18 protein-coding genes are annotated in these 16,674 nt (G+C 59.7%); 14 read left to right on the top strand and 4 right to left on the bottom strand.

The window, feature by feature from the left end; all coding sequences use genetic code 11:
* Positions 1-14 precede the first annotated feature (14 nt).
* Positions 15-968, top strand: a complete 954-nt coding sequence (locus tag LHAB_RS11555; protein WP_228763416.1) for an oxygen-dependent tRNA uridine(34) hydroxylase TrhO — start codon at positions 15-17, stop codon at positions 966-968.
* Positions 969-1,098: 130 nt separating this feature from the next.
* On the opposite strand, the gene LHAB_RS11560 is transcribed toward LHAB_RS11555, so the two are convergent.
* Positions 1,099-2,235: an iron-containing alcohol dehydrogenase gene (locus tag LHAB_RS11560; protein WP_090046506.1), complete on the bottom strand. Its 1,137-nt coding sequence runs from the start codon at positions 2,233-2,235 to the stop codon at positions 1,099-1,101.
* A 200-nt stretch (positions 2,236-2,435) separates the two neighbouring features.
* Here LHAB_RS11560 and LHAB_RS11565 point away from each other — a divergent pair, with 200 nt between their 5' ends.
* Both LHAB_RS11565 and LHAB_RS11570 read left to right on the top strand, forming a co-directional pair.
* Complete coding sequence (locus LHAB_RS11565; protein WP_090046508.1) at positions 2,436-3,422, top strand: alpha/beta hydrolase; 987 nt, start codon at positions 2,436-2,438, stop codon at positions 3,420-3,422.
* Between the two features lie 106 nt (positions 3,423-3,528).
* On the top strand, positions 3,529-4,386 hold the full coding sequence (locus tag LHAB_RS11570) for a YbgC/FadM family acyl-CoA thioesterase (protein ID WP_090046510.1): 858 nt from the start codon (positions 3,529-3,531) through the stop codon (positions 4,384-4,386).
* A 59-nt stretch (positions 4,387-4,445) separates the two neighbouring features.
* Here the strand turns inward: LHAB_RS11570 and LHAB_RS11575 are convergent, their stop codons facing one another.
* Complete coding sequence (locus LHAB_RS11575) at positions 4,446-5,402, bottom strand: CAF17-like 4Fe-4S cluster assembly/insertion protein YgfZ (RefSeq protein ID WP_090046511.1); 957 nt, start codon at positions 5,400-5,402, stop codon at positions 4,446-4,448.
* A gap of 70 nt (positions 5,403-5,472) precedes the next feature.
* Between LHAB_RS11575 and mltG the strand changes: the two genes are divergently transcribed.
* The 9 genes from mltG to LHAB_RS11620 all read left to right on the top strand — a co-directional run bounded on the left by mltG (position 5,473) and on the right by LHAB_RS11620 (position 12,705).
* Positions 5,473-6,474, top strand: a complete 1,002-nt coding sequence (gene mltG, locus LHAB_RS11580) for an endolytic transglycosylase MltG (RefSeq protein WP_194943168.1) — start codon at positions 5,473-5,475, stop codon at positions 6,472-6,474.
* 58 nt (positions 6,475-6,532) lie between these two features.
* Positions 6,533-7,231 (top strand): dTMP kinase, encoded by a 699-nt coding sequence (tmk, locus tag LHAB_RS11585; protein ID WP_090046513.1) that lies wholly within the window; start codon positions 6,533-6,535, stop codon positions 7,229-7,231.
* Entirely contained in the window at positions 7,228-8,232 is a 1,005-nt protein-coding gene (locus tag LHAB_RS11590; RefSeq protein ID WP_090046515.1) for a DNA polymerase III subunit delta', read from the top strand. The genes tmk and LHAB_RS11590 overlap by 4 nt, the downstream gene beginning before the upstream one ends.
* Before the next feature lie 3 nt (positions 8,233-8,235).
* Positions 8,236-9,045 (top strand): TatD family hydrolase, encoded by an 810-nt coding sequence (locus LHAB_RS11595; protein ID WP_090046517.1) that lies wholly within the window; start codon positions 8,236-8,238, stop codon positions 9,043-9,045.
* Between the two features lie 4 nt (positions 9,046-9,049).
* Positions 9,050-9,877: an ankyrin repeat domain-containing protein gene (locus LHAB_RS11600; protein WP_090046518.1), complete on the top strand. Its 828-nt coding sequence runs from the start codon at positions 9,050-9,052 to the stop codon at positions 9,875-9,877.
* Positions 9,878-10,050: 173 nt separating this feature from the next.
* On the top strand, positions 10,051-10,332 hold the full coding sequence (locus LHAB_RS11605) for an HU family DNA-binding protein (RefSeq protein ID WP_090047922.1): 282 nt from the start codon (positions 10,051-10,053) through the stop codon (positions 10,330-10,332).
* 170 nt (positions 10,333-10,502) lie between these two features.
* A complete protein-coding gene (locus LHAB_RS14695; RefSeq protein ID WP_194943169.1) occupies positions 10,503-11,063 on the top strand; it encodes a hypothetical protein in 561 nt (186 codons plus the stop codon).
* Positions 11,064-11,171: 108 nt separating this feature from the next.
* Positions 11,172-12,107, top strand: coding sequence for a ribosome biogenesis GTPase YlqF (gene ylqF, locus LHAB_RS11615; protein WP_090046521.1), 936 nt, complete (start codon positions 11,172-11,174; stop codon positions 12,105-12,107).
* Between the two features lie 4 nt (positions 12,108-12,111).
* Positions 12,112-12,705: a 3'-5' exonuclease gene (locus LHAB_RS11620; RefSeq protein WP_090046523.1), complete on the top strand. Its 594-nt coding sequence runs from the start codon at positions 12,112-12,114 to the stop codon at positions 12,703-12,705.
* A gap of 22 nt (positions 12,706-12,727) precedes the next feature.
* Here LHAB_RS11620 and LHAB_RS11625 read toward each other — a convergent pair whose 3' ends face one another.
* Positions 12,728-13,822 carry a DNA glycosylase AlkZ-like family protein gene (locus tag LHAB_RS11625; RefSeq protein ID WP_090046525.1) on the bottom strand — a complete coding sequence of 365 codons (1,095 nt, stop codon included), beginning with the start codon at positions 13,820-13,822 and terminating at the stop codon, positions 12,728-12,730.
* A 90-nt stretch (positions 13,823-13,912) separates the two neighbouring features.
* Between LHAB_RS11625 and LHAB_RS11630 the strand changes: the two genes are divergently transcribed.
* Entirely contained in the window at positions 13,913-14,815 is a 903-nt protein-coding gene (locus tag LHAB_RS11630) for a hypothetical protein (protein WP_090047923.1), read from the top strand.
* A gap of 35 nt (positions 14,816-14,850) precedes the next feature.
* Here the strand turns inward: LHAB_RS11630 and LHAB_RS11635 are convergent, their stop codons facing one another.
* Entirely contained in the window at positions 14,851-15,762 is a 912-nt protein-coding gene (locus LHAB_RS11635) for a LysR family transcriptional regulator (RefSeq protein ID WP_090046526.1), read from the bottom strand.
* 174 nt (positions 15,763-15,936) lie between these two features.
* Here LHAB_RS11635 and LHAB_RS11640 point away from each other — a divergent pair, with 174 nt between their 5' ends.
* A complete protein-coding gene (locus LHAB_RS11640; RefSeq protein WP_090046528.1) occupies positions 15,937-16,656 on the top strand; it encodes a succinate dehydrogenase/fumarate reductase iron-sulfur subunit in 720 nt (239 codons plus the stop codon).
* The last annotated feature ends 18 nt before the right edge of the window (positions 16,657-16,674 follow it).

A 16,674-nucleotide genomic window follows, 5' to 3' on the forward strand; every position in this document is an offset into this window, starting at 1 on the left:
TGGATAATCACGCCATGTTGACTGAACCGCTTTACCTCACCGCCGCGCTCTATAAATTCGTCGATTTGCCCGATTTTGCTGACCTGCAAGCGCCTTTGCAGGCCTATTGCGAGGCCCATGACGTCAAAGGCACCTTGCTGTTGGCGCACGAGGGCATCAACGGCACGATTGCGGGGCCTGAGGCTGGGGTGAGGGCGGTGCTGGCGTTTTTGCATGCCGATCCACGCCTCGCTACATTGCCGCACAAGGCGTCTTGGAGCCCCAAGCCACCGTTCACCCGCATGAAGGTCAAGCTCAAAAAAGAGATCGTGACCTTGCGCGTGCCCGAGCTGGACCCCAACAAGACCGTGGGCCAATACGTCAAACCCGCCGACTGGAATGCCTTGCTGGCCGACCCGGACGTGGTGGTGATCGACACGCGCAACGACTATGAGGTGGCGATTGGTACCTTCAAGGGCGCCATCAACCCGAACATCAAAAACTTTGTTCAGTTGCCTGCCTGGCTGGATGCACAGCCGAACTTGCAAGGCGAAGCCGCCAAAAAAACCAAAGTGGCCATGTTTTGCACGGGCGGTATTCGATGCGAAAAATCGACCGCTTTGATGAAAATGCGCGGTTTTGACGAGGTCTATCACCTCGAAGGCGGCATCCTCAAGTACCTGGAAGAAATCCCACCCGAGCAAAGCACCTGGGAAGGCGAATGCTTTGTGTTTGATGAGCGCGTGAGCGTGGGCCATGGCCTGGGTCTGGGCCACCACGAACTGTGTCGCTCTTGCCGCTGGCCTTTGAGCGAGCAGGACAAGCAGTCACCGCACTACGTGTTGGGCGTGAGCTGCGCGCATTGCCACGACCAGCGGACTGCGGAACAAAAGGACAAACTGGCCGAGCGCCAGCGCCAAGTCGAGCTGGCTGAGGCACGGGGTGAGCGCCATGTAGGGGCCAAGATGCCCCACCACGACGCGCCCTGAAACCGAAACCGCCCCTCAGCGACTTCATTGCCTTAGTGCGGGCATTGCTGAAAGTTGGGCCTCGGTTCCAGCACGACGACGCATCTGCCTCCAAGGCGTCCACACCCGGCCCTCTCGGGTGTGACGGGGCTCACAAGCTGGTCAGCAACAGGTCCCGGTATTCGTCGGCCGAGGCGATGCGCGGATTGGTCTTGTGGCAGTGGTCGGCCAGCGCCCCGGTGATGACGGCGTCAAACAGGCCTTCGTTCACACCCATGGCGCCAAGCCCAGTGGGCAGACCCAGGCGGGCGTTCATGTCCTTGATGGCATCGGGAATGTCCGAGCCGCTTTGCAGGCCCATGGCCTGGGCCATGCGGTTGAGGCGGTTTTCTTTTTGCACGGATTCGGCCACGGCGTTGAACTTCACCACCGCTGGCAAAAACATGGCGTTCAACGTGCCGTGGTGCAGACGCGGGTTGACGCCACCCAGGCTGTGGCTGAGGGAGTGCACACAGCCCAGACCTTTCTGGAACGCCATGGCCCCTTGCATGCTGGCGCTCATCATGTTCAAGCGGGCTTCGCGGTCTTGGCCATTGACCGTGGCGCGTTCGATGTTGGCCCAGCCACGGGTCAGTCCGTCGAGCGCAATCCCGTCAGCGGGCGGGTTGAAGGGCGCGGCCATGAAGGTTTCCATGCAATGCGCCACAGCGTCCATACCGGTGGCAGCGGTCAGGATGGGGGGCAAGCCGAGCGTGAGCTCAGGGTCGCAAATGGCCGCTTTGGGCACCATGAACCAGGAATGAAAACCCACTTTTCGGCCATCGTCCAGGATCAAAATAGCGCCTCGGGCCACTTCGCTGCCCGTGCCACTGGTGGTGGGCACCGCGATCAGGGGGGCCACGCGGTCGGTGATTTTGAGCGAGCCGCCCTCGATGGTGGCGTAGGTTTTGAGCGGGCCATCGTGGCTGACGGCAATCGACACGCCTTTGGCGCAGTCGATGGCCGAGCCGCCACCCACGGCGATCAGGCCGTCGCAGCCATGCTGCTTGTAAAGGAGCGCCGCAGCGCGAACCGCCGCTTCGGTCGGGTTCGATGGTGTCTGGTCGAACACGGTCACCGGCAGGTCCGGCAGCGCGTCGAGCGCTTTTTGCAGCACGCCAGCGGCCCTGACCCCGGCATCGGTCACGATCAGGGGTTTGCGGATGCCCACGCGTTCACACTCGGCCTGCAGGAGCTTCACAGCGCCATGGTCGATCTGGATCTGGGTCAGGTAGTTGATGAAAGACATGCAATAACTCCAATCAAGGTGGGCCCGTCCAACCGTGAAAGGACAGGCGGGCGGGGCGTTGTACGATCAAGGTCCATTTTGATGCAGGTTGAGGTATTCATGCTTGCGCTGGCTGTCACCCTTGTTCAAAGCGGCAGCTTGCACCGCGGCCCAACCCTCGGCCTATTTCACTGATTGAACAACACCACAGTTTTCTTCCCATGAGCAGCCACCACGCCAACCCTCGCGCATTGCTGAACGCCGCCACGCGCAGCCTGATTGAGCGGGTCCACCGCGCAGGCCGCCCGCCCATGGCCGCCATGACGCCCACGCAGGCCAGAGCGTTTTACGACATCGGCGGGCCCATGCTGGACCTGCAACCCGCACCCCAGGTGGACCGGGTGGAGGACTTCACCCTGCCTGCCCGCGATGGCCATGCCATGCCCGCGCGGCTGTATGCGCCACGCTCTGAAGCGGCATTGCCCGTTCTGCTGTACATCCACGGCGGCGGCTTTTCGGTGGGGAGCTTGACCACCCATGACGTGTTGTGTCGCCAACTCTCACGCCAGGGCCACTGCGCTGTGGTGTCGCTCGATTACCGACTGGCCCCCGAGCACCGATTTCCGACGGCCGTGCATGACAGTTGGGACGCCCTGAACTGGCTGCAACAACACGGCCAAGCGCTCGGCTTGGACACCTCGCGATTGGCTGTCGGCGGCGACAGTGCAGGCGGTACCTTGGCCACGGTGTGTGCTCTGATGGCCCGTGATGCAGGCCTGCCCCTTCGCCTGCAGCTGTTGTTTTACCCTGGCTGCATTGCTCGGCAAGACACCGCTTCTCACCACAGATTTGCAGATGGCTTCATGCTTGACAAAACCACAGTGGACTGGTTTTTTGCCAATTACATCGACGAAGCCGATCGCGACGACTGGCGCTTTGCCCCCCAGAATGCACCGGACCATGCCGGCTTGGCGCCCGCCTGGATCGGCTTGGCCGAATGCGACCCCTTGGTGGATGAGGGCGTGCAGTACGCCGACACGCTGCGCATGGCGGGTGTTGCAGTCGATCTGGACATTTACAAAGGCGTGGTCCACGGTTTCATCACCATGGCTCGGGCCATCCCCGATGCCCTGCAAGCGCACGCCGATGCGGGCCGAGCTTTGCGGGGCGCCTTTGGCATCATGGAGAGCCGGTCAAGCCCGTCATGAAGGGGGCGTTGCGGTGCCGGTGCGCACATCATCATCCTCACACCATCGACAATACCGTGGTGATGCCCGCGCACGCGGATCGCCATCAACCCCCAGGAAGTGATTCATGAAACGCCAAGATTTCCGTTTTTCCCACCGCATGCGCGTGCGCTGGGTGGAGGTGGACATGCAAAAAATCGTGTTCAACGGCCACTACCTCATGTACTTCGACACCGCTGTGACCGAATACTGGCGGCAACTGGCCATGCCCTACGCTCAGACCATGCACCAGCTCGGCGGCGATCTGTTTGTCAAAAAGTCCAGCCTTGAATACCACGCCAGCGCCGAGATGGACGATTTTCTCGACGTTTGCATGCGATGCGACCGGGTGGGAAACTCGTCCATGACGTTTGCGGGGGCGATTTTTCGCGGCGACGAATTGCTGATTACCAGCGAACTGGTCTACGTGTATGCCGATCCGGTGGCCAAGAAAAGCCAGACCATCCCGGACCCACTGCGCGACATGCTCGAAGGCTTTGAACGCGGCGAAGACATGGTGCAGGTCCATGTGGGTTCTTGGCACGACTTCGAGAAGCTGGCCAGCCCGCTGCGTCACGAGGTGTTTGTGGATGAGCAAAAAGTGCCGCTTGAGTTGGAGTTGGACCACGAGGACGGGACCGCCTTGCACGCCGTGGCCCTCAATCGCATGGGCCTGTGCCTGGCCACAGGCCGTCTGATTCAACACGCGCCCGGTGTGGCCCGCATTGGCCGCATGGCCGTCAAAAAGCAGATGCGCGGCAGTGACCTGGGCCGACGCGTTCTGCATGCCCTGATGGACGCGGCGCAGCACCGGGGCGATACCCGGGTGATCTTGCATGCCCAATGCAGCGCCGAAGGTTTTTACAAACGCTCAGGTTTTGAGCCGCATGGGGCTGTTTATGAAGATGCGGGAATGGCGCACATTGACATGGTGCGTGACCTTTAGGCGCGACGCTGCCCTTGCCTAAACCAAAGCGACAGCCATGTTGCCATGGCGCAAAGGCATCAAATGTCAGCCAGCAATGGGTAGGGCAGCGGCAGCAAGTCCAAGGCGGCGCCGTCTGCGCCGCCGACGCGCCAGCCCGATTGCATGCTTTCTGTCGTGCCACTGACCAGTGCATCAAAGCCCTGGCCATCGGCACGCGCTGCGCTCAGCACCACGGTGGCGCAGGCTTGGTCGGGGTCGGTGGGGGTGAAAACGTCTTGACCTGCGGTCAAGGCGACAAGGCTGTGCACCAGCGCCGTGCGGCGCTTGAGGGTGCCTCGAAACTGGCTGCGTGCGACAACCTCTTGACCGGGGTAACAGCCTTTTTTGAAGTTCACACCGCCCACCGATTCGTAATTGAGCATTTGCGGCACGAAAGCCTCGAACACGGGCTGGCTGACCAATGTGACGCCACTCATCACTTCGGCCCACTGCCAAACTTGGGCTGGCACATCGGCGCCGGCTGGCAGCGCATGGCCCGATGGGGCGATCCACAGCGCACGGGGAATTTCAGAAGCGCCCAACACTGCAGGATAAAGCGACACGGTGTACACGCCATCCTGGGCGAGGGTCTGCCAAGGCGCAGCATCGCCCGCCAAAGCTTGGACACTCGCGCCAAGCAAGCCGCGCAACTGGCACTGGCTGGTGATGTCGCTGATTTTGACTTTGGCCCGCAGCACGAACATGGACAGGCGCTTGAGGGTCTGGGCCAGCAAGTCGAGGCTCAAGACCAGCAAAACCGTGTCCGGCGCGGTTTTGACAAGGATAAAGCTGGCCTGCATTCGGCCTTTGGCCGAGCAAAAGGCCGCCAGACGCGACTGGCCCACGGGCAACAGCAACACATCGTTGCTGAGCTGGTTGTGCAAAAAATTCGCCGCGTCCTCGCCTTGGGCCTGGATCACACCGAGGTGGGGCAGGGGGCTCGTGCCGTTCAAGAGGGTCTGAAGGTGAGGGCTGAAATCTGCAGGGGTGTTCATGTCGGGGCTCAGTCGTCGGGCAAGGGGTGAATTATCATCCCCTCCACGTTTTCAACACCCGAACAAGGACATGGCCGTGCTCAAAGGCTTGATGAAGTGGTTGGCCAGCCTGTTGCTTGTGGCCTCGGGTCTGCTGGGGGGCGCTTTCTGGTGGGTTCAGCACCCCTTGGACACCCGTCAAGCCACGCTGGATCTGTCGATCGAGCCCGGCACCTCGGCCAAAGCCATTGCCCAAGCTGTGGCCGATGCGGGCGCCCAAAACTCGCCCGAACTGCTCTATGCCTGGTTTCGCTTGTCGGGTCAGTCGCGCCAGATGCGGGCGGGCAGCTATGAAATTGCACCTGGCACCTCACCCCAACGTTTGCTCAGTATGCTGGTGCGGGGCGAGGAAAGCCTGCGCACGGTGACGGTGGTGGAAGGCTGGAACTGGCGCCAAGTGCGGCAGGCTTTGGCCAAGGCTGAAAACCTCAGACCTGACAGCCGCGCCTTGACCGATGAAGCGTTGATGATCCAGCTGGGTCGCCCCGGCGTGGCCCCGGAAGGGCGCTTTTATCCCGACACGTATTCGTATGCCAAAGGCACCAGCGACTTGGCGGTGTTGCAGCGGGCCATGAAAGCCATGGACAAGCACCTGCAGCAAGCCTGGGCGGCCCGGCAACCCGATGCATCCCTGCAGTCGCCCGAACAGGCGCTGATTTTGGCCAGCATTGTTGAAAAGGAAACAGGCAAGGCACAAGACAGGGCCCAGATTTCGGGCGTGTTCAACAACCGCCTGCGCATCGGCATGCGCCTGCAGACCGACCCGACGGTGATTTATGGCTTGGGTGAGGCTTTTGACGGCAATTTGCGGCGGGTGCACCTGACCACCGACAACCCTTGGAACACATACACCCGCTCGGGCCTGCCGCCCACGCCCATTGCCATGCCGGGCAAGGCTTCGTTGTTAGCGGCTGTTCAGCCGGCTAAAACCTCTGCCATTTATTTTGTGGCCAAAGGCGATGGCAGCAGCCATTTCAGTGTGACGCTGGACGAGCACAACCGGGCCGTGAACCGTTACCAGCGCGGCCAGTGAACGGTGTTGAGCTTGCCCATCAGCTTCGGCGACAATCGGGGATTGATTTCACACCTTTATGAGCATCGGCACATTCATCAGTTTTGAAGGCATCGACGGTGCGGGCAAGTCCACGCACATCGCCCGCGTGGCCGACCTGTTTTCCCAAGCGGGCAGGGCTGTGGTGCTCACCCGTGAGCCGGGCGGCACGCCTGTGTCTGAAAAGCTGCGCGAATTGGTGCTGCACGAGCCCATGGACCCACTGACCGAGGCGCTTTTGATGTTCGCAGCCCGTCGCGAGCACCTGGTGCAGGTGATCGAGCCGGCCTTGGTCCGCGGCGATGTGGTCTTGTGCGACCGCTTCACCGACGCCACCTTTGCCTACCAAGGGGGTGGGCGGGGCTTTGACTGGCAGGTGCTGGGGGCGCTTGAGCGCATGGTGCAGCAACGCCCCATCCAAGACCCATCCTCAGTCTCTGACCCGCATGCTGGTCATGATCGCGCAGGCGGGAATCCCTCATTGAGGCAACCTGATTTGACGGTCTGGTTTGATCTGGACCCGCTCATTGCGGCCCAGCGCCTGGCCTCGGCCAGGGTGCCCGACAAGTTTGAGTCCCAGCCCGCTGACTTTTTTGCGGCGGTGCGGGCCGGATACGCTCGCCGCCTGGCCGAAATGCCCAGCCGTTTTGCACGCATCGACGCTGCTCAAGCCATGGAAGCTGTGGGTGCTGACGTGACCCGCATTGTTCGCGATTGGCTCCATCGGAGGGCGCCATGAGCGCTGTCTTGACTGCGCCCTGGATCACCCGGCAAGCCACCCAGTTGTTGGCCCAGCGTGGACACGCCTGGCTGCTTCAAGGCCCTTCGGGCCTGGGTCAATACGAATTGGCTCTGGCTTTGGCGTCGGCCTGGCTTTGCGAAAAACCCACAGCGTTGGGTGCTTGCGGTGTGTGCGCCAGTTGCCATGCCATTGCCGTGCACACCCATGCGGATCTGGCCGTGTTGATGCCCGAGACCGTGATGATCGAGCTGGGCTGGCCTTTGTCCGAAAAGGCCCAGGACGAGATCGATAAAAAAACCCGCAAGCCCAGCAAAGAGATCCGGGTCGACGCGATGCGCGATGCGGTGGAGTTTTCACAGCGCACCGATGCGCGCGGGCGTGGCAAAGCGGTGCTGGTGTTTCCGGCTGAGCGCATGAACACCATCACGGCCAATGCGCTGCTCAAAACCTTGGAAGAGCCGCCAGGCGACGTGCGCTTTGTGCTGGCCACCGAGGCCGGCCACATGCTGCTGCCCACCATCCGCAGCCGTTGTTTGGCCCACACCATGCATTGGCCCGAAGCCGACGAGGCGCTGCCCTGGCTGATGGGGCAGGGCGTTGCCACTGCTGTCGCACAAGACTTGCTGCGCAGTGCGGGCGGACGTCCGGCCGATGTGCTGCGCCAAGCTGAATCTGGTTTGTCACCGGATTGGTGGGCCCATTTGCCCAAAGCCATGCGACAAGGCGATGCCCGGCATTTGGCCGATGTGAGTCCCGCGCAAGCCATCGACGCCTTGCAAAAGCTCTGTCATGACCTGGTTCTGCGTCACTCGGGCGCTTTGCCTCGCTTTTTTGATGCAGCGCATTTGCCCGCCTGCGCTGCTTCTGCGCTGGTGCTGACCGACTGGTTCAAGCGCCTGATGCAGTCGGCCCGCACGGCCGAGCACCCCTTCAATGCCGGTTTGATGCTGGAAGCCTTGACCGCCGATGCCCATCAAACCCTGATGTCCAAGGGCTGAGCCATGTACACCGATTCCCATTGCCATCTGAATTTTCCCGAACTGATGGCTCAGCTCGACAGCATTCAGCAGGCCATGCAAGACGCACAGGTCACGCGCGCCCTGGTCATCTGCACAACCCTTGAAAAGTTTGACGAAGTGCATGGCCTGGCCATGGCCCATGACAACATGTGGGCCACCGTGGGCGTTCACCCCGACAACGAAGGCGTGCGAGAACCCAGCCTGCAGGATTTGCTGGAAGGTGCCGCCCGCCCCAAAGTCGTGGCGATTGGAGAGACCGGACTTGACTACTACCAGATGGATGAGCGCAAGGGCGGGCGCACTGTGGCCGACATGGAATGGCAGCGCGAGCGTTTTCGCACCCACATCCGCGCAGCCCGCCAGACGGCCTTGCCCTTGGTCATCCACACCCGCCAAGCCTCAGACGACACCATCGCCATCTTGAAAGAGGAGGGTGAAACGGGAGGCATCGGTTGTGCGGGCGGTGTGTTTCACTGCTTCACCGAAAGCCAGCAGGTGGCCCGTGCCGCTCTGGACTTGGGTTTTTATATTTCGTTTTCCGGCATCCTGACCTTCAAAACGGCGGCCGATTTGCGTGAAGTGGCCCAGTTTGTGCCTGATGACCGCCTGCTCATCGAAACGGACAGCCCTTACTTGGCCCCAGTGCCGTATCGGGGCAAGATCAATAACCCGTCCTATGTGCCCTATGTGGCCAAGTTGCTCGCAGAGTTGCGAGGCACCAGCAGCGAGGCGGTGGGTGAGCTGACCACTCGAAATTTCCTTCAATTGTTTGCCCAAACATCGGCTGAATAACTTCATGTTGAACATTAATTTATTCAAAAAGATCCTTGTTTTTATTGGTTTTTCGACATCTGTTTTAGGCGTTCACGCTGGCTCGTATGAGGACTTTTTCAAGGCTGTTCAATTTGACGATGTCAAGTCGGTTCAGTCTTTGCTCCAGCGTGGTTTTGATCCCAACACCGTCAATCCTGCAGGGGTTCCGGCCTTGATGTTGGCCGTTCGGGAACCCTCGCTGAAAGTGGCTCAATTGTTGGCGCAATGGCCCAAAATCAAGGTTGAAGTTCGCAATGACAAGGACGAAAGCCCTTTGATGCTGGCTGCACTCAAGGGGTATTTGCCCTTGGTTAAAACGCTCGTTGAGCGCGATGCCGATGTCAACAAGCCTGGCTGGACGCCTTTGCATTACGCGGCATCGACCGGTCAAGTGCCTGTGATCGAGTATTTGTTGGACCAGAGTGCTTATTTGGATGCCGAATCTCCCAACGGCACAACCCCCTTGATGATGGCAGCCATGTACGGCAGCCCTGAAGCTGTCAAGGTATTGATCCAGGCCGGGGCCGACTTGACCCTTAAAAACCAATTGGGCTTGTCCGCGCTCGATTTTGCAGTTCGTGGGGACCGCGCCAATGCCAAGGCGTTGATTGAAACGGGTCTTCAGCGTCTTCAACAGCGAACGCCCGTACGTGATGCTTCATCCTTTGCCGCACCGGTTGAGGCGTCTGGCAGGAGTGCGGATGCAACTTCAAATGCTGCAGTGCCCAGGGTCTCAGCATCACCCGTGCCTTCGTCTTCATCCGAAAGCGTGACGCCCACACCAAGCCATCCTTTGAAAGGTCGTTGGTAGAGCGTTGTCGTTTTTGGGAAGTTCTTTGGATTAAACTTCCTCTTTAGATACATACGATGTGCATTATGTAAAGTTATGGGCATGCAACAAGATGACAAAATTGAGAGAAATTATGTGCAAGACCCATCAGTTGCATGGCAGAATCTCGTCGTTCTATTCATTTGGAGAAAATCTTGAACAAAGCAGAACTGATCGAAGCCTTGGCAAAAGAAACAGACATGTCCAAAGCAGCTGCCGGCCGTGCCGTCAGCGCTTTGGTTGAAATCATCACCAAGACCGTTGCCAAAAAACAAGACGTGCAACTCATTGGTTTTGGTACCTTCAAGGCAGCCAAGCGCGCTGCCCGCGTTGGCAAGAACCCACGCACGGGTGAGAAGCTGAAGATCGCAGCCGCCACTGTGCCACGTTTCACAGCCGGTGCCGCTTTCAAAGCTGCCGTGAACAAGAAGAAGTAATCCCCGTTTGCTTCAGCCGAAAGGCAGCCATGGTGAACAACCTGGCTGCCTTTTTTCATGGGAGAAATGACGGAATGGTTTCAATGAGTGCGCTCGCACACAGAGCAAAAAGGTTCGCGCTGCTAAGGTGTTGAAGGTCTCAGTTCAACATGCCCAAGGGAAAGCGCCCCATGAAACACAGACGGTCCATTGTTCTTGCATTCTGGCTACTGAATCTGTCATTTATAACTGTGCAAACCGTGAACGCACAAAAGACGGTCACCGATGGTGCATATTCAGCCCCCCAAAAAAATCGACCTGAAACCGCCCATCCAAGGCATAAGCCAAATCCGGGCAAAGATCAGAAAAAAATTGAACACCTGCAAGACCGGTCGCCTCCACATGTCTTGGCACCCTCCTCTGTTGGCCATGTGGCTGTTGGGGGGTATTTTCAAATTCATCAAATTGAAGCCGCCCGAAACTTCTACAACAGACCCGAAAACAGGGGATTCTGTCCTCCAGGATTGGCTAAAAAAGGCACGGGTTGCCTGCCGCCAGGACAAGCCAAATCCTGGCGCAAGGGGAAGCCATTGCCTGATCATGTGGTCTATTACGATTTGCCAAGGTCTGTGGTCCTGGCGTTGGGCGTGCCGCCTCACGGCTACCAATACGTGCGGGTGGCATCCGATATCTTGCTGATGGCCATCGGCACTCGCCTGGTCATGGATGCGATAGAAGATTTGGTGCAATGAAACTCAGCGCAGGATGCCACCCTTGCCCCTGATTTGAAAAAAACTGAATAAATCAGCACGAGGTGACCGACAATTGTCTTCTTTGACTTTCGGTTGGCATCGGTATTTATGGCGATTCAATGGTTTCCTGGACACATGCACCTGACGCGCAAGGCGATCGGGGAACGCATCAAAGACATTGACGTTGTGATCGAAATGCTGGACGCGCGCTTACCAGGCTCAAGCGCCAATCCCATGTTGGCCGAGCTGATCAAGGGCAAGCCAGCCCTCAAGATCCTGAGCAAGCAAGACTTGGCCGATCCGGCCCGAACCAGCCAATGGTTGGCTCATTACAACGCCATGCCCGGCGTGCGAGCCATTGGCTTGGACACGAGCATGAGCTCACCCGCCAAAGCGCTGATCGAAGCCTGCCAGCAACTGGCACCCAACCGAGGCGGCATGGTCAAACCCATGCGCGTGCTGATTTGCGGCATCCCCAATGTGGGCAAATCCACCCTGATCAACACCCTCAAAGGCAAACGTGCCGCCAAAACAGGCGATGAAGCCGGCGTGACCAAACAGGAAATGCGGATTGCCTTGGCCGACGACTTCTACCTCTATGACACCCCTGGAGTGCTCTGGCCGCGCATCATCGTCGAGCAAAGCGGCTACAACCTGGCCGCCAGCGGGGCGATCGGTGTGAATGCTTTTGATGAGGAAGTGGTCGCGCTGGAGTTGCTCAACTACCTGATCCCCCACTATCCGCAGGCGCTCAGCGACCGCTACAAAGTGACCGATGTGGCCAGCCACACCGACGAAAGCCTGCTCGAAGCGATCGGACGTGTTCGTGGCGCCATGCAAAGCGGTGGAAGGATCAACAGCACCAAGGCCGCACACATCGTGATCCACGATTTCCGCGCGGCGGCGCTGGGCCGCATCACTCTGGAAACTCCCGAACAATTTGCCCAATGGCTGGCAGAAGGCAAAAAGGCCGATGCCGAACGTGCGGTTCGCAAAGAGGCGAGCGACAAATCCAAGAAAACTTCACGAAAAACGGTGGGTTGATCGCATGAGCCCGCAACACGCCACCCCCGACAAAGATGCCATCGCCCTCCTCCCGCCTTTTGAGCGGCTGGGGCTGGACCGGATCACGCTGGTCAGCAGCGGCGCGCAAGCGCAACAGGCCCTTGGGCACTTGCTACAGGCCAGCGCTTGGGGCTTCGACACAGAGTCCAAACCCACCTTCAGAGTGGGCGAAGCCTCAGACGGACCCCACATTCTTCAACTCGCTACATCCGAGCGGGCTTGGGTTTTTCAGCTGAACGACACGGCATGTCGCCGCGTGGCGGCCGAACTGCTGGCGCAACCAGGCATCGTCAAGGCTGGCTTTGGTTTGGGTGATGACCGCAGGCGCATCATCCATAAGCTGGGCATCGAGCCACAAGGCATCCTCGAGCTCAACACAGTGTTCCATCAGCGCGGTTACCGCAAAGACATGGGCGTCAAAGGCGCCGTGGCGGTCTTGTTTAACCAACGCTTCATGAAATCCAAAAAGGCCGCCACCAGCAACTGGGCCAATGCACAGCTGACCGAGTCGCAGGTGGTTTATGCGGCCAACGATGCTTATGCCGCCATGCGGGTCTGGCAGGCGCTGGCGCTTTGAAGCGCCATCACGACAAGCGTTTTCAGGTCGGCAACCCCAAAAACACCGTCATGCGCTGCAACTCTTCGTCCAAGGCGGCTGAAAAGCTGGTGTCTTTGGGCGCTGAAGTCACATATCCCACATCGGGTGATAACAAACCGTCTTTCACGCTCAGATTGGCCCAGCCGATCACCTGATCGCGCCACAGCAGGGGCAAGGCATAGTGACCGCGCACACGTTTGGCGGCTGGCGTGTAGGCCTCAAAACGATAGGGCCAGCCCCACAACAGTTCAAAGCGCCGACGGTCCCAAACCACGGGGTCAAATGGGGCCAGCAAGCGCACTTGATCGTCCACCGCGTGGCGGTGCGACGCGGGGTTTTCTCCCTCTGGCCAAAACCAAGTCACACCGTCCACCACAGCGCTGGGTAGCCTGGCGTGCGCCCGCCGCAAAACCGCTTGACGTTGGCCGCGCCACTGTGGCACGCCGCCGGCCAACAACAAGCCCACCAATTGCCCCAAACTGGCAGCAGGCAGAGGCGCGTATTTGGACACGATCACATCCACCAGCGCGTCCACTGCCGCCTCGTCACTCAACAAGCGGGGTTGCGATTCGCGCACCGTATAAAGACGCTGCCCCGCTTCGCGCTTGACCACCCGCAACAGGCCCCGGTGATGCATGCCATCCAGCAACTGCGTGCTGGCACGGCTGTTGCCTCCAAACCAATGGGTCACGGTACCGTGATCAAAATGCGCATCCACCTCGGCGGGTCGCACCACGCCACGCTCGCGCACAAACGCCAGCACCTCGGCAACCTGCTTCATCCGGCTGGCAGACCATGCGATGCGCGGCGTGCGTGGGTGCATCAGGTGGTGCACGTCTGGCCTCACAAAACCATAGTTGACGAAAAAGTCCTCCTCCACGTCCAAGCTTGCGTAGCGCGCTTCCAGATCGCCCGCCCGATACCCAGCGACACGGTGACGAAGCGTAAAATCTTGCGCACGCGCGGGCGCACGCAAGGGATCGGCCTGCACAAAGCCCAGCCGCTGCAAAGCCTTGGGCAAACTCGTGGGTGCAAAAAGACTGCGCGCCACGGCATGGCGGCGCAGCTGATCGAGGTTGACAGTGCGTGCAGACATGGGGGGATGATGCCGCACAAACCTCAAGCCCTAAAATGACCCCCAGTTCAAATTTGGCTGCCCGAGCTCGCCCTCACCCGAATGTTCACCATGTCCGAAGCTACGGCCCCCAGCTGTGTCACACCCACTGAAAGCGTCTCCCAGGTGCTGCACTTTGCCAACGCCTCTTGGCGCGTGCGCAGACCCCGGCCCTTTGTGTTGGTCATTGAAGGCGAAGTGGGTCATGAAGACACCGCGCCCAGCGACTACCTGCACGACCAACTGCTCTTGCCCGAATGGCGCGAAGCCTTTTACCAGTTGGTCGATGCCACGGGCTTGGTGGTTTGCCTGAACGTACTCACCCAACACCCCACCTACCGCGATGTGCGCGGGCGCTCCAGCAAAGGTCGACTGAGCCAGGGCGAGTACTACCACCACGACGGCTGCACCGGTCCCGTCAAACCGCGCTTTGTGGAAATCCGTTGCCCCATCCAGCCGCAAACCCGTGGCGTGGCCACTGCTGTGGCACCCCACCGCGATGTGGTCCAAGCCATGGTGCAGGTGCTACCCGCCGAGTTGGCGGCCACGCCTGCACTGGCAGGACTTGATATGTGCCTGGACACCATCGGCCAGATGGACGACGCCGCACTCGACCACTTGCAAGGCCTGATCACGCGCACCGTGCGCAAAAAGCTCAATGCCGAAGGCGCTCGCGCCTACTTCCGCCAAGTGGATGCCGCCGCCAACGCCTACTTCGAGCCATGGGCCTTGGGCGAAAGCCGTTTCATCGCCAACGCCAACCATGGCGTCACCCTGCAGCACCGACGCGCTTACCAAGCCCCGCACACGGGTGGCGTGGCCAATGGCCATTTGGTCAAGCGCTGGACAAACGAAGAATTGCTGCTGCCCGGTCAGGTGGTCGACCAGGACCTGATGGCCGCTCTGTGCAAAGAGGACGGTGATGAAGGGGAAGACAATGAACGGGCTGACAGGTGTTACCTCGGGGCTCATTGAGTTCAACCCCGTGGTTTGAACGGCGTGAACTTGATTCAAGTTTCTCCGGTGCTGAAACTCTGTCGGTTGGCTGCCAATGAGAAGTAGGCCTTGATCTCGGAAGTGAACCGTTCGCGGCTGTGTTGGCGGCGCTCCAGCAGGCCGACATGCCGCTGCACATTCACACTGGGCAATGGCAGCACCTGAAGCAGTCGGTCGCGCGACCAAGTCACATTGGCCAAGCGGGGCACGATGGAGACGCCAAAACCTTGACGCACCAGCGCCACGATGGCCTCCACCGAATTCAACTCGATGCTCTCTTTGACCTGCGCGTTGCATTGGCCCAAAGCTTCATTGACCAAATGACCTGTCCAGGTTTGGCGGTCAAACCGCATAAAAGGCGCTTGAGACAAGATGTCCAAGGGTGTGGAGGCCAGCTCAAAGTGCGGCTTGCGGGGAACGATGAGCACCAGCGGCTCTGAATACAAGGGCGTCCAAAGCAAGCTGGACGGGAGGGCATGAGGGGGCTGCGTGACCACGGCGGCATCCAACTCACCGCGCTCGACCCTGAGCGCAAAGTCTGACGATAAACCGGCCAACAGCGTGACATCGAGCTTTGGGTGGCGACGTTTGAGCGCCCACAAGCCATCGGAAAAAGCACCCATCAAAGCGGAGACCAGTGCGCCAACCACCACCGTGCCGACCAACTCCTGGCCGTTTTCGACCGCCGCGAGCGCTTCAAAACGGTCAACCAAGTCTTGCACGGGGGCCACCAAGCCACGCCCAGCCGTGTTGAGCACGATGGAGCGGCCATTGCGGTCAAACACCGTCAGCCGTAAATCGGCCTCTAATGACCGGATTTGCAAACCAACGGCGGCAGCTGTCAAGCCCACCTCTTTCCCAGCGGCGGCCAAGCTGCCGTGTCTCACCACGGCCAGAAAAGTTTTGAGAATACGGATGGAGGACATGACAAAGCAAGGGTAAAGCGGCCAAATGGTCCAGGTTGAGAGAAAGGGTAAACCCCATCACTTGAGCTCTATTAGAAAGCAATTCTTTTGCTGGACTAAAAAAATATTCGCTTTTTCTTTCTTGGCTGAGCCACTACAGTGAATCAAATCATGACGCAATGAAAGATAAACCCCATGACAGCAACCCTGTCGGTCAAGGTATGGCGAGGCAAAGCCGAAGGCGGTTTCAGCCACTATGAGGTGCCGCGTCTGGCCAGTCAGACCGTGCTGGATGTCGTGACCCACATCCAGCGCCAACTGGAACCCACGCTGAGCTACCGCTTTGCGTGCCGTGTGGGCATGTGCGGCTCGTGTGCCATGACGGTCAATGGCAAGGCATGCTGGACTTGCCGCACCCATGTCAGCAAAGTGGTGGACGCACAGGGCAGCTTGGAAATAGCCCCTCTGGCCAACTTGCCGGTGATCAAAGACTTGGCCACCGACATGAGCGAATTTTTTGACAAATGGACACGCGCCGGAGGGGCCTTCAAAGGCGCGGCCACCCGGCACGATCCATTTGCCAAGGTGGCACCCGCTTCCAATGAGCGAAAGGCCGCCAATGCCGGCATTGAGTGCATTGGCTGCGGCGTGTGTTACGCCTCCTGTGATGTGGTGAGCTGGCGTCCCGATTACTTGGGCCCCGCGGCAATGAACCGGTCTTGGACGCTCGTCAACGACGTGCGCGATGTGGCGCAAACCGAACGCCTGCGCGCGGTGGCCGGTGATGCGGGCTGTCACGCCTGTCACACGCTGGGCTCATGTACCGAGCGTTGCCCCAAACATTTGTCGCCCACGGTGTCCATAGCCGGGCTCAAACGCACCGTGGCACGTGCTGCAGTGCGCAAACAACTGTGAGGAACAGAGCCTTGAGCC

This window comes from Limnohabitans sp. 2KL-27, from assembly GCF_001269345.1.
Lineage (GTDB): Bacteria > Pseudomonadota > Gammaproteobacteria > Burkholderiales > Burkholderiaceae_C > Limnohabitans_A.

Bases quoted from the DNA above. Each gene is read 5' to 3' on its own strand.
- LHAB_RS11555 (WP_228763416.1), top strand. From the start codon at position 15: ATGTTGACTGAACCGCTTTACCTCACCGCCGCGCTCTATAAATTCGTC.
- LHAB_RS11560 (WP_090046506.1), bottom strand. From the start codon at position 2,235: ATGTCTTTCATCAACTACCTGACCCAGATCCAGATCGACCATGGCGCT.
- LHAB_RS11565 (WP_090046508.1), top strand. From the start codon at position 2,436: ATGAGCAGCCACCACGCCAACCCTCGCGCATTGCTGAACGCCGCCACG.
- LHAB_RS11570 (WP_090046510.1), top strand. From the start codon at position 3,529: ATGAAACGCCAAGATTTCCGTTTTTCCCACCGCATGCGCGTGCGCTGG.
- LHAB_RS11575 (WP_090046511.1), bottom strand. From the start codon at position 5,402: ATGAACACCCCTGCAGATTTCAGCCCTCACCTTCAGACCCTCTTGAAC.
- mltG (WP_194943168.1), top strand. From the start codon at position 5,473: ATGGCCGTGCTCAAAGGCTTGATGAAGTGGTTGGCCAGCCTGTTGCTT.
- tmk (WP_090046513.1), top strand. From the start codon at position 6,533: ATGAGCATCGGCACATTCATCAGTTTTGAAGGCATCGACGGTGCGGGC.
- LHAB_RS11590 (WP_090046515.1), top strand. From the start codon at position 7,228: ATGAGCGCTGTCTTGACTGCGCCCTGGATCACCCGGCAAGCCACCCAG.
- LHAB_RS11595 (WP_090046517.1), top strand. From the start codon at position 8,236: ATGTACACCGATTCCCATTGCCATCTGAATTTTCCCGAACTGATGGCT.
- LHAB_RS11600 (WP_090046518.1), top strand. From the start codon at position 9,050: ATGTTGAACATTAATTTATTCAAAAAGATCCTTGTTTTTATTGGTTTT.
- LHAB_RS14695 (WP_194943169.1), top strand. From the start codon at position 10,503: ATGAAACACAGACGGTCCATTGTTCTTGCATTCTGGCTACTGAATCTG.
- ylqF (WP_090046521.1), top strand. From the start codon at position 11,172: ATGGCGATTCAATGGTTTCCTGGACACATGCACCTGACGCGCAAGGCG.
- LHAB_RS11620 (WP_090046523.1), top strand. From the start codon at position 12,112: ATGAGCCCGCAACACGCCACCCCCGACAAAGATGCCATCGCCCTCCTC.
- LHAB_RS11625 (WP_090046525.1), bottom strand. From the start codon at position 13,822: ATGTCTGCACGCACTGTCAACCTCGATCAGCTGCGCCGCCATGCCGTG.
- LHAB_RS11630 (WP_090047923.1), top strand. From the start codon at position 13,913: ATGTCCGAAGCTACGGCCCCCAGCTGTGTCACACCCACTGAAAGCGTC.
- LHAB_RS11635 (WP_090046526.1), bottom strand. From the start codon at position 15,762: ATGTCCTCCATCCGTATTCTCAAAACTTTTCTGGCCGTGGTGAGACAC.
- LHAB_RS11640 (WP_090046528.1), top strand. From the start codon at position 15,937: ATGACAGCAACCCTGTCGGTCAAGGTATGGCGAGGCAAAGCCGAAGGC.